General features: G+C 63.7%; 9 protein-coding genes. 1 reads left to right on the top strand and 8 read right to left on the bottom strand.

What is annotated here, in order from left to right:
* Window positions 1-68: 68 nt before the first annotated feature.
* The 8 genes from O0K41_RS06655 to dnaA form a co-directional block, all read right to left on the bottom strand.
* On the bottom strand, window positions 69-686 hold the full coding sequence (locus tag O0K41_RS06655) for an energy transducer TonB (protein WP_099592531.1): 618 nt from the start codon (window positions 684-686) through the stop codon (window positions 69-71).
* Between the two features lie 143 nt (window positions 687-829).
* Window positions 830-2,017: a tetratricopeptide repeat protein gene (locus O0K41_RS06650; RefSeq protein WP_005411736.1), complete on the bottom strand. Its 1,188-nt coding sequence runs from the start codon at window positions 2,015-2,017 to the stop codon at window positions 830-832.
* 132 nt (window positions 2,018-2,149) lie between these two features.
* The gene (locus tag O0K41_RS06645; RefSeq protein WP_005411735.1) at window positions 2,150-2,956 is read right to left on the bottom strand and encodes a M48 family metallopeptidase; all 807 of its coding nucleotides are present in this window, start codon (window positions 2,954-2,956) and stop codon (window positions 2,150-2,152) included.
* A 71-nt stretch (window positions 2,957-3,027) separates the two neighbouring features.
* Window positions 3,028-3,873 carry a CPBP family intramembrane glutamic endopeptidase gene (locus O0K41_RS06640; RefSeq protein WP_033833516.1) on the bottom strand — a complete coding sequence of 282 codons (846 nt, stop codon included), beginning with the start codon at window positions 3,871-3,873 and terminating at the stop codon, window positions 3,028-3,030.
* Between the two features lie 67 nt (window positions 3,874-3,940).
* Window positions 3,941-6,400: a DNA topoisomerase (ATP-hydrolyzing) subunit B gene (gene gyrB, locus O0K41_RS06635; RefSeq protein WP_308304470.1), complete on the bottom strand. Its 2,460-nt coding sequence runs from the start codon at window positions 6,398-6,400 to the stop codon at window positions 3,941-3,943.
* A gap of 112 nt (window positions 6,401-6,512) precedes the next feature.
* Window positions 6,513-7,607 (bottom strand): DNA replication/repair protein RecF, encoded by a 1,095-nt coding sequence (gene recF / locus O0K41_RS06630; RefSeq protein ID WP_099605183.1) that lies wholly within the window; start codon window positions 7,605-7,607, stop codon window positions 6,513-6,515.
* 996 nt (window positions 7,608-8,603) lie between these two features.
* Window positions 8,604-9,704, bottom strand: coding sequence for a DNA polymerase III subunit beta (gene dnaN / locus O0K41_RS06625; RefSeq protein ID WP_005411731.1), 1,101 nt, complete (start codon window positions 9,702-9,704; stop codon window positions 8,604-8,606).
* A 275-nt stretch (window positions 9,705-9,979) separates the two neighbouring features.
* Window positions 9,980-11,311 carry a chromosomal replication initiator protein DnaA gene (gene dnaA / locus O0K41_RS06620; protein WP_164222873.1) on the bottom strand — a complete coding sequence of 444 codons (1,332 nt, stop codon included), beginning with the start codon at window positions 11,309-11,311 and terminating at the stop codon, window positions 9,980-9,982.
* A 255-nt stretch (window positions 11,312-11,566) separates the two neighbouring features.
* Here dnaA and rpmH point away from each other — a divergent pair, with 255 nt between their 5' ends.
* Window positions 11,567-11,707 carry a 50S ribosomal protein L34 gene (rpmH, locus tag O0K41_RS06615; protein WP_005411729.1) on the top strand — a complete coding sequence of 47 codons (141 nt, stop codon included), beginning with the start codon at window positions 11,567-11,569 and terminating at the stop codon, window positions 11,705-11,707.
* Window position 11,708: the final 1 nt, after the last annotated feature.

Here is an 11,708-nt window from a genome sequence, read left to right as displayed (position 1 = left end):
ATAAAGGGTGTAGCTAAGCTAAACAATCGAACCGGGAGCGGGGGTGGCCATGCGGCCACCCGGGCGCATCAGTTCAGCGCAAAGTTGACCGGGACGCGAACGCGACCTGCCGCCTTCTTACCGCCAGATTCAGCGGCGTTGAAGCGCCACTTGCGAGCCGCTTCCATCGCGGCACGGTCCAGGTCGCGGTTACGGCTGGACTTTTCCACCGTGACATTGGTGACGTTGCCGTTGGCATCGACATCAATGATCAGGATCACTTCGCCCTGGATACCCGCGCGGAAGGCGGCCGGCGGGTAGCGCGGCGGATTCATGGCCTTCGACGAGATGTCCACGCTGGCCTCGATCGAGGTCGCAGGTGCCGGCGGCGCGGGGGGCGACGGCGGGGTGACGATATCGCTCGGGCGCGGCTCCGGCACGTCCACGACCGGCGCCTGCGGCGGCGGCGGGACCGGCGACGGCTTCGGCGGCGACAGATTCTTCACCGGCGGCGGCGCATCGACGATGGTCACCATGACGTTGCGCTCCTTCTCAGCCACGGCCTTGGGAGCCACGGCGGGAATGAGGAGCATCATGAAGGCGGCCAGATGCAGGGCAATTACAAACGCGATGCCGACGATGCGAGGCCAGCTCAGCCCCTTGTCATCGGGTTGTTCGTACCGGTGAACGACTAGTTGTTCCGTCATGCGCCAAGAGCTCAATAGTGGGGCCGGGATGCCGGGGGCGGAATCCCTGATCAGCGGTGCATGACACCGCAGGAACCTCCAAGCTTATACCAATCCTGAGCGCCTGCGCATCAACTGGGCAGGCATTCAGGCGTTATTCCTACTTACTTCAGGTTGATGATTTTCTTGGCATCAGCCTGGTTCTTCACACCCTTCGCCAGCGCCTGCTGGGCGGCCTGCTTGGCCTCCGGGATGCGACCTTCGGCATGCAGGACGCGTGCCAGGTTCAGGTAGGTCTCACCGTCCTTGGACAGCGGGGCAGCCTTCTGCCACGCATCGATCGCCTGCGGCACCTGGTCGGAGTAGTAGTAGGACTGGGCCAGCGCCAGGTAAACCTGGTAGTCCGGCTTCAGGATGCCCTTCTGCAACCCTTCGTTGATGACCGCGATGACGTCCTTTTCCTTTTTGTCGGTGTTGGCATAGATGGAGTACAGCTGCTTGTACTCGCGCTCTTCGGTGAGCTGGCCGCTGCTGCGCAGCTTGTCCATCACCGCGGCCGCCTTGTCCATCTGGTCGGCCTGCATGTACATGCTGGCCAGGTTCAGCTGGGCCTTCTTGTCGTTCGGGTTCTTGGCGGCCAGCGCCTCGGCTTCCTTGACCGCTTCGCCGGACTGGCCGGCTTCGGACAGGGCCGCCATCAGCAGCTGGTTCCAGTTGTCCTTCGGTTCGGCGGAGCCGGCGATGGCCTGCTTCAGCACCGGAATCGCTTCCTGGTAGCGCTCCAGCTGGTACAGCGCCTGGCCCTTGGCGATCAGTTCTTCCGGCTTGGTCGACTTGCTCTCGGCGAAGTACTTGTCGAGGGTTGCCAGGCCTTCGGCTGTCTGGTCTTCCTGCAGCTGCAACTGGCCCAGCATCAGCATCGACTGGAAGTGGCCGTTGTTGTCCAGGCCGTTGAACTGCAGGACCTGCTTCAGGTAGGCGATGGCAGCCGGGGCGTCATCGGTCTGGTAGGCAGCCTGCGAGGCCAGCTGCGCGGCCAGCGACTTGTCGTACTCGTTCGCGGCGCTGTCAGCCAGGATGGCGTCGGCCTGGGTGCGGGTTTCCGGGAACTTTTCCTTGTTGTAGCTGTCGATCATTTTCTGCAGCTTGCTGCCCATCTTGGCCGAAGCCTTGACCGTCGGCTCCTGGCGGGTCGCGTTCGGGTACAGCGCCTCGGCCTTGGCCTGCTTGCCGCCACGGTTGCCGCGCTCGGAGGAACGCGAGGACTGCGCGAAGGCATCGGTGACCACGGCGCCGGTCAGGGCGGTCGCGACGAGGACGGAAAGCACAGCTTTGTGGTTACGGAAAATCATCGTTCACCTCGATCGAACCGCCGGTTAGCGGCAAAGTCGGACTGTCAGAAAAATCTGAGCCGCCAAACGTATCAGAAACAGATGGCGTGAGAAATCGTTTTATGTGCTGCAATACAGCATAGAACTGCGCACTCATCCGCACTTTGGCCGTAGCCCGGCCGCCTGCGCCTGCTGATAGACCGGCGTCAGGCCCGGGGCATCACGTCGCAGTTCCTGGATCCGGTTGGCCGGATCCGGGTGGGTGGACAGCCATTGCGGGCTGCGACCGCCGCTGGCGGCCATCATGTTCTGCCACAGGTCGACCGCCTGCGCCGGATTGAATCCGGCCTGGGCCATCAGCCGCTGGCCGATAACGTCAGCCTCGCTTTCCTGCGTCCGCGAGCCCGGCAGCAGGAAGGCAGTCTGCGCGCCCATGCCGCCGAGCTGGTTGACGGTGCTGGCAGCACCTTCGCCGTAGGCTGCACCAGCCAGCGCGCCGAGCACGGCCAGCCCGGTCTGCGCACCCATCTGGCGGGTGATGCGCTCTTCGTGGTGGCGGGCGATGACATGGCCGATTTCATGGCCGATCACGGCAGCCAGCTGATCCTGGTTCTTGGCCACGGTGAAGATGCCGGTGTTCACGCCGACCTTGCCGCCGGGCAGGGCGAAGGCGTTGGGCTCCTTGTCGACGAATACCGCCGTCTCCCACCGTACGCCACGGTATTGAGCTGGCAGCTGCGCGACCAGGGCGTTGACCACGCACTGCACGTAACCGTTCTGGCGGCCGTCGGTGCTGATCTTTTCCTTCTGCTTGGTTTCGGCGAACGCCTGTGCGCCGAGCTGGTCCAGCTGCGCCTGCGAGACGCCGCCCACCATCTGCCGGCGACCGGTAGGGGAGGTGGTGGTCGCGCAGGCGCTGACCAGGGTGGTTATGACAAGGGCCAGCAGCAGTTGTTTCATGGAAACTCCCCCGTGTTCATATGCGGAGTGTGTAGCGTAGCGGCTTAATCTTTCGTCAAGCGGACGCGGCGTTACGTTGACCCCAGGAACACCATCGCCGCAAGGGCGACCGCATTGTTCAGCGCATGGGCGGTGATCGCCGCCCACAACGTGCCGGTGCGCCGGTAGAGCCAGCAGAACGCGGCCCCCATGCCACCATAGACCAGCCACAGCTGTGCGATTTCGGCCGGGCCATTGGCACTCGTGCCAGGGATCTCATGGATCAGGGCAAATGCGAGGCTGCTCAGTACCACGCCCAACCCAGGCCGCCCGGCCTGCCACAGGCGGCCAAACAGCACGCGGCGGAACAGCAGTTCCTCGTAGGCCGGCGCCAGGACCACCGCGAACAGCACCAGGAACAACGGGAAACGTGCGATCGCGCTCTGCATCAGCGCCAGATTGGTGGGGACCGGCTCGACGCCGACCTGCTTGGCCAGGAAGGCGATGCCGTTGCTGCCGAGCACGATCAGGGTCGCCACCAGCAGGGTCCAGCCCCAGGTGGAGGGGCGGCGCAGCGCCTGGCGCGAGGCGTGGCGCTCGGCGGCGTTGGCCGGCCGTCGCCAGAAGTACAGCAGCAACGCGGCGCCACCGGTGGCGAACAGTGCCATGAGAATCTGCGCAAGCGCGCCGGGCTGGCCCAGTGACGCCGCGACCGAACTGGCGTCGGGTGCGCCAGCGCCAGCCTGCGCGTTCGCGTAACCAACCACCACGCCACGGTACAGGCCCCACAGCAGGCCGCTGACCAGGCTCAGGCCGAACAGGGTGACAGCGGCGATGCCCAGGTCGATGAAGAACCCCGCCAACGGCGAAACGGCACGCGGCGCGGCAGAAGCCGGCGGAACCGGGGGCGGAGCGGAGACCGGGGCGGATGCTGACATCAGGTACCTGTGTTCAAGAGTCGAAGGCCGGCGCGCCTCCCCGCGCGCCGGCCGTGTCCCGATTGTGTCAGATATCCAGGTTTGCGACCTTCAGCGCGTTGTCTTCGATGAAATCGCGACGCGGTTCGACGACATCGCCCATCAGGGTGCTGAAGATCTGGTCGGCTGCGACAGCGTCCTCGATACGCACCTGCAGCAGTCGGCGGGTTTCCGGATTCACCGTGGTGTCCCACAGCTGCTCCGGATTCATTTCACCCAGACCCTTGAATCGCTGGATCTGGCGGCCGCGCTTGGCCTCCTCGAGCAGCCAGTTCTGTGCCTTGGCAAAGCTGTCGACTTCGATCGACTTGGCGCCGCGGGAAATGGTCGCGCCTTCGCGGACCAGACCGTGCAGCAGCTTCGATGCCTGGTGGATCGCGCGCAGTTCGCCGCTTTCGAAGGCCGACATCGGCAGCACCTGGATGTGCTGTTCGCCCATGTGGCGACGGGTCACCAGCACAGCGGCCGGGCGCTCGTCGTTGGCTTCCTGCAGCTCCAGCGTGAAACGCGGGCTGCCCAGGCTGCCCTGGTTGAGGCGCTTGGCCAGTGCATCCAGGCCCTCGCCTTCGCCGGCAGCGCGCAGGCTTTCCAGGTCCATCGGTACGAAATCGACCAGCGCTTCAAGCAGGTTGCGGTCGTAGCGATGTGCGTTGCGCTCGATCGAATCCAGCGCGGCCGCGTAGGCCAGCAGCAGCTTTTCCAGCGCAAGGCCTTCGATGCCGGGCTCGCCGGTGGCCGGCACCAGCGCAGCGTTTTCCACCGCGCTGCTGGCCAGGTAGCTGTCCAGCGCCGGGTCGTCCTTCAGGTACAGCTCCTGCTTGCCCTGCTTGATCTTGTACAGCGGCGGCAGGCCGATGTAGACGTAACCGCGCGCGATCAGCTCCGGCATCTGACGGTAGAAGAACGTCAGCAGCAGGGTGCGGATGTGGGCGCCGTCGACGTCGGCGTCGGTCATGATGATGATCTTGTGGTAACGCAGCTTGTCCGGGTTGTACTCGTCTCGGCCGATGCCGGTGCCCAGCGCCGTGATCAGCGTGCCGACCTGGTCGGAGGACAGCATGCGGTCGAAGCGCGCGCGTTCCACGTTGAGGATCTTGCCGCGCAGCGGCAGCACCGCCTGGTTCTTGCGGTTGCGGCCCTGCTTGGCCGAGCCACCTGCCGAGTCACCCTCGACGATGAACAGTTCGGACAGCGCCGGATCCTTTTCCTGGCAGTCGGCCAGCTTGCCCGGCAGGCCGGCGATATCCAGCGCGCCCTTGCGGCGGGTCAGGTCGCGGGCCTTTCGCGCCGCTTCACGTGCGCGCGCGGCGTCGACGATCTTGCCGGCGATCGCCTTGGCTTCGTTCGGGTTCTCCTGCAGGAACTCTTCCAGGCGCGCACCGAAGGCGTTTTCCACCGCCGGACGCACGTCGGAGCTGACCAGCTTTTCCTTGGTCTGGCTGGAGAAGCTCGGGTCCGGCACCTTCACCGACAGCACCGCGATCATGCCTTCTCGCATGTCGTCGCCGGTCAGGTTGATCTTGGCCTGCTTGGCGATGCCGTTCTGCTCGATGTAGTTGTTGAGCACACGGGTCAGCGCACCGCGGAAACCGGCCAGGTGGGTACCGCCGTCCTTCTGCGGAATGTTGTTGGTGAAGCAGTACATCGTCTCCTGATAGGAGTCGGTCCACTGCAGCGCCACATCCACGACGATGCCGTTGTGCTCGCCGGTGACTGAAATGACGTTCGGGTGCAGCGGCGTCTTCAGCTGGGCCAGATGCTCCACGAAGCTGCGGATGCCACCCTCGTAGTGGAAGTCATCGCGACGGCCGTCGCCACGCTCGTCGGCAAGGACGATCTTGACGCCGGAGTTCAGGAACGACAGTTCGCGCAGGCGGCGGGCCAGGATGTCGTAGTGGAACTCCACGTTGTCGTGGAAGGCGACGGTGGACGGCCAGAAGCGCACGGTAGTGCCGCGCTTGGTGGTGGTTTCCAGCTTGGCCAGCGCGGTCACTGCGGCGCCGTTGCTGAATTCCTGCTGGTAGTGGAAGCCGTTCTGGAACACGTCCACCAGCAGCTTCTGCGACAGCGCGTTGACCACGCTGACGCCGACGCCGTGCAGGCCGCCCGAAACCTTGTAGCTGTTGTCGTCGAACTTGCCGCCTGCGTGCAGGACGGTCATGACGACTTCGGCTGCAGACACTTCGCGACCGAGCTTGGCACTCATCTGCTCGTGCTTGCCAGTCGGGATACCACGGCCGTTGTCGGACACCGAGACCGAACCGTCAGCGTGGATCGTCACCGCAACGTGGTCGGCGTGGCCGGCCAGCGCTTCGTCGATCGAGTTGTCGACGACCTCGAACACCATGTGGTGCAGACCGGTGCCGTCATGCACGTCACCGATGTACATGCCGGGACGCTTGCGGACAGCCTCCAGGCCTTCCAGGGCGGTAATGCTGTTGGCGTCGTAATTGCCGTTGTTTGCCGGGGTGTTCTGTTCGTCGCTCATTGCGCTTGCCGTAGGCTCCGCAGGTCGGCCACCGCTTGGAGCGATGTGCCGAGAATGAAAGGATTCCAACCCGAATTATACCAGCCGGGGTCGAGCGGCCCTGGTGTGCCCACTATGGCACAGCCACGATCTGTGCATGTTCCACGTGGAACCGGGCGATGTGGGTCAGGTCCAGCAGCGCCGCCGGGGTTTCGGTAGCGGTGATGAAGATCTGTGCCGGCCCATTGAGCAGGCGCTCCAGCACCCGCGCCTGATGGGTGCGATCCAGCTCCGAGGCCAGATCGTCCAGAGCGATCACCGGCCATTCGCCGCGCTGTTCCGCATAGTCCTCGGCCTGCGCCAGCAGGCAGGCCAATGCCGTCAGCTTGGCCTGACCACGGGACAACGCATCACGGCCCGGAATGTTGTGGAAATCCACACTCCAGTCTGCCCGGTGTGGGCCGACCGAGGTATAGCCGGCCTGCCGGTCGCGTTCCCGGGCCAGAAGCAGGGCATCGGCCAAGGGAAGCTCATGCCGCCGCCAACCGGGGCTCAGTTCCAGACCCTGGATGCCGAGTTGCGGAGCCAGGCTGGCGGCCAAGGCCACCGTGCGCTGCTGCAGACGCTCCAGGTAGTGCTGACGGCGGCTGGTCAGCGGTTCCCCGGCCTCGGCCAGCTCGTGATCCCAGGTATCGAGCATCCGCGACGGCCCGCCCTGCTTGAGCAGAGCATTGCGCTGCTTCAGCGCCCGGGAATAGCGGCGCCACAGGGAGAGAAAATCCGGTTCCACGTGGAACAAGCCCCAATCGAGGAAGCGACGGCGAGGTTCGCCCCCCCCACTGACCAGTGCATGGCTCCCCGGCTCGAACGTCACCACGGCCAGCGCTGCGCAGAGATTGCCCAGCTGCGCGACATCTTCGCCGTCCAATCGCCCCTTCCAGTCCTGGCCACTGTGGCGCAGCCCGGCCTTTCGGCGGTGCGGCGGGTGATCGGCACGCTGTTCGTCCCATTCCACGAAGATTTCCAGCGCTTCCTGGCCCTGGCGCACCAGACCGTCGCGGACCCGGCCACGGAAGCTGCGCCCGTAGGCCATCAGGTGCAGGGCTTCGAGCACGCTGGTCTTGCCGGCACCGTTGTCGCCGGTCAGCAGGTTCAATCCAGGCTTGGGCGACAGGTCCACCGCGCTGAAGCGACGCAGTTGGTGCAGGGCGAGGCGGCGGATAAGCATGGGGCGCGAAAGACCATCCGCACGAGGCGGTAGTGGGGCAGGGAATCCATCAGCTTACTGCATCGGTCAAGCCAGCCGTGGCGCGCCAGACATCGCCACTGTGCTGAAGCCTCCGCCTGGCAACCCTACGCGTGTTCCACGTGGTGGCGCTCCCTCATCTGGGCTCGCCTGGGTCTGGATATGCCCGGGAATCCTTGAATTCTGAGCGGCGGCGCAGGGTACAGGCCTGCAGATTTCAGCGATTTCAGCCTCATTCCGCGAGCATCGCCAGGTGCCCCCGACGGTGGGTTGCGCGAACACCGCGCGGATTTCTTGAAATCTACGATGCGATGCCGTGGAGGGTTCCACAGATTTCAAAGAATTCAGCCCGTTCGTTTCACGCTGTCCACAGCGGGACTGTATGACTTATACACAAGGTATGGGCAAACTGTGGATAAAAAAGCCCTTTTGCCCGACCTGCGAAACTATCCACAGGTTCCCCCCCAGCCTGAGGGGCCTCTATACAGGGGGTTTCAGCCGCATAAATCTATTTAAAATCAATTGGATAGTGCATTTCTCCACGAAATCTGGGCCTACCATCACCACCATGCTTTAGATTTATACCCAGATTTAGAAGCTAGGCCAGCTCTGATCCGGCCCCAACCAGGCCTGTGGACAGTGACGTCTGCAGATGAAGCAACCACTGCGATAGCGGATGCGATCCGCTTCATCCATCCGACCAGATCGGGTCACCTGCAATCAGGCTGAGGACCCGGAACTGCGTACTCGATCGAAGTTGGCTGGGCAGCGCCCAAGTCAGCAATCTGGATTCCTGCCGCGCAGGGCCGATTGCATCGGAGGGGCAACCAGGAACAATCGGTAAGCAACAATCTCGAGCAAGACATTCGCCCAGCCCTGGAGATTCCGCGATCCCCGATGCTCCACGTGGAACCTGCAAAAAAAAAACGCCCGGGGAGATCCCGGGCGTCCTTCGGTTCCACGTGGAACAGGCTGCTGTCAGAGACGCAGCGGCATCACCACATGGCGCGACTTCTCGCTGCTGGATTCACGAACCAGCGCAGAAGAGTTGGAATCGCGCAGCTGGATGATGACCTCCTCATCGCGCAGCGCGGAGAGGGCGTCCAGCAGGTAGTTCACGTTGAAGCCAATGGCCAGATCACTGACCGTGGTGTCGGCTTCGATCTCTTCCTGGGCTTCTTCCTGTTCCGGATTGTGCGCGCTGATCTTCAGGTTGCCCGGCGAGACTTCCACGCGGATGCCGCGGTACTTCTCGTTGGACAGGATCGCGGCGCGCTGCAGCGAGGCACGCAGTGCTTCACGATCAACCTTCACTTCGCGGTCGGCACCGATCGGAATCACCGCTTCGTAATCCGGGAAACGACCGTCGATCAGCTTCGAGGTGAAGGTGACATCGTCGCGCTTGACGCGCACGTGGCTGCGGCCGACTTCCAGTTCGATCTCGCGATCGCCGCTCTCCAGCAGGCGCTGCAGTTCGGTCACGCCCTTGCGCGGCACGATGATCTGGCGCTTGGAACCGCTGGGCTTGGCCAGATCGGTTTCACACAGGGCCAGGCGATGGCCGTCGGTGGCGACCGTGCGCAGCGCATCGCCGCGCAGGTCGAACAGCAGGCCGTTGAGGTAGTAGCGCACGTCCTGCTGGGCCATCGCAAACGCAGTGCGCTCGATCAGTTCCTTCAGGGTTGCTTCGCCGATCGCCACGCGCTCGGTGGCTTCCACTTCGTCCACCGATGGGAAGTCGTTGGAAGGCAGGGTGGCCAGGGTGAAGCGGCTGCGGCCGGCCTGCACGGTGATCTTGTCACCGGTCTGCGAGACGGTAATCCGGCTGCCGTCGGGCAGGGCGCGGATGATCTCGAACAGCTTGCGGGCGGGAATGGTGGTTTCGCCGTCCTGGGCATCTTCAACCGCGATCCGCGACACCATCTCCACTTCCAGGTCGGTACCGGTCAGCGACAGCTGGCCGTTCTGCACCTGGACCAGGAAATTGGCCAGAACCGGAAGGGTCTGGCGGCGTTCGACCACGTTGACGACCTGTGCCAACGGCTTGAGAAAGGCTTCGCGCTGCAGTGTGAAACGCATGTGGTTCCGTGCCCCTATGCTTTAAAAAATGTGGAATAAATCAAAAGCTTGGTGGTGCTGGTAGAGACAGAATCGCTGGAAAACAACGCTAAGTCTTTGTAAATAAAAGGATTTCAGGCATCGAAACCCTCTGTATTACCGACCCCCAGGGGGTGGGGAAAGCTGTGGATAAAACCGACGCGATCTCAAACGCCATTTTTATCCACAACGTGTCCCGCGCTTGCTACCGGATTCTGCACCGTTTTGTGCGATGACGCCTCATCGGCATCCGTGCATCATTCGCTCAGCTTCCGGATCAGCTTGTCCCAGTCCTCGCGGAGCTTGCCGTCGGTTTCCATCAGGGTCCGGATCTGGCGGCAGGCATGCAGCACCGTGGTGTGATCGCGACCGGCAAAGGCATCGCCGATCTCGGGCAGGCTGTGCTCGGTCAGTTCCTTGGTCAGGGCCATGGCGACCTGGCGCGGGCGTGCCAGCGAGCGGGTCCGACGCTTCGACAGCAGATCCTTGATCTGCAGGCCGTAGTAGTCGGCAACGGTTTTCTGGATGTTGGGAATGCTGATCGCCTGCTGCTGGGCGCGCAGCAGGTCGCGCAGGGTTTCCTGGGCGAATTCGGTGGTGATCGCGCGGCCGGTGAAATTGGCGCGGGCGGTCAGGGTATTGAGCGCGCCTTCGAGGTCGCGCACGTTGGAGCGCATCTTCTTGGCGATCAGGAACGCAACATCATCGGGAATCTCGGCACCGCGTTCGCGTGCCTTGGCCAGCACGATCGCGGCGCGGGTCTCGAAGTCCGGCGGTTCGATCGCGACCGACAGGCCCCAGGCAAGCCGCGACTTCAGGCGCGCTTCCAGGCCCTCGACTTCGCGCGGATAGCGGTCGCAGGTCAGGATGATCTGCTGCTTGCCATCGAACAACGCGTTGAAGGTGTGGAAGAACTCTTCCTGGGTGCGGTCCTTGCCGGCGAAGAACTGGATGTCATCGATCAGCAGCGCATCCACCTGCTGGAACTGGCGCTTGAACTGATCCATGGTCTTTTCCTGCAGGGCCCGGATCATCGCGCTGAAGAACTGTTCCGAACGCAGGTACAGCACCTTCGCGCCCGGATTGGCCTGGCGCATGGCGTTGCCGGCGGCGAACATCAGGTGGGTCTTGCCCAGGCCGGTGCCCCCGTACAGCAGCAGCGGGTTGTGCGCGCGGTCGCCCGGCTTCTGCGCCGCCTGGAAGGCGGCGGCCAGGCCCAGCTGGTTGCTGCGGCCTTCGACGAAGTTGGCGAACGTGTAGTGGTTGTCCAGGTTGCCGGCGAACGGCACCTGCGGTTCGCTGGACACATGCGCCGACGGCGTGGAAACCGACGCGTTCTGCGCCTCCACAGGGCGCGGGCGCGAGCCGATTTCAAGAAAAACGTCGCTGAAACCGGCGAAGTGCGCCAGCAGTTCGCGGATCCGGGCCAGGTACAGCTCGCGGACCTGGTCGACGATGAAGGCATTCGGTGCATACAGCACCAGGCTGTCCACGCGCAGATCGGCCTGCAGTGGCTTCAGCCAGGTATGAACGTCTTCCGGCGGGAACTCCGCTTCGAGGCGCTCGAGACTACGGGACCAAGCATCCATCAGCAATAATCGTCCGGTGGCCGGGGCATGGACGCGACAAGGCGCCCAAACACAGGCCTGAAAGGGGGGAAATGGATGGCTCAGACTACCACCGAGCGCCCGCCTTCGGAATGCTTGTCCCCTACTTATTCACAAAAACATCCACAGCTATTGCACAGCCCGGTGAATTCGCGTAGCTGCCAGGGGTTGACTTGGGGCAGGGTACCTCTCTAGAATTTCCGGTTCTTTCCGTCCCATTCATACGAGAGGCCCCCAATGGCCACGAAGCGCACCTACCAGCCCAGCAACCTCAAGCGTAAGCGCGACCACGGCTTCCGTGCCCGTATGAAGACCGCTGACGGCCGCAAGATCCTGTCGCGTCGCCGCGCCAAGGGCCGCAAAGTCCTGAGCGCCTGAT

It is taken from the genome of Stenotrophomonas sp. Sm2128, assembly GCF_030985535.1.
GTDB lineage: Bacteria > Pseudomonadota > Gammaproteobacteria > Xanthomonadales > Xanthomonadaceae > Stenotrophomonas > Stenotrophomonas maltophilia.
This window is presented reverse-complemented; position numbering and strand designations above follow the sequence as displayed.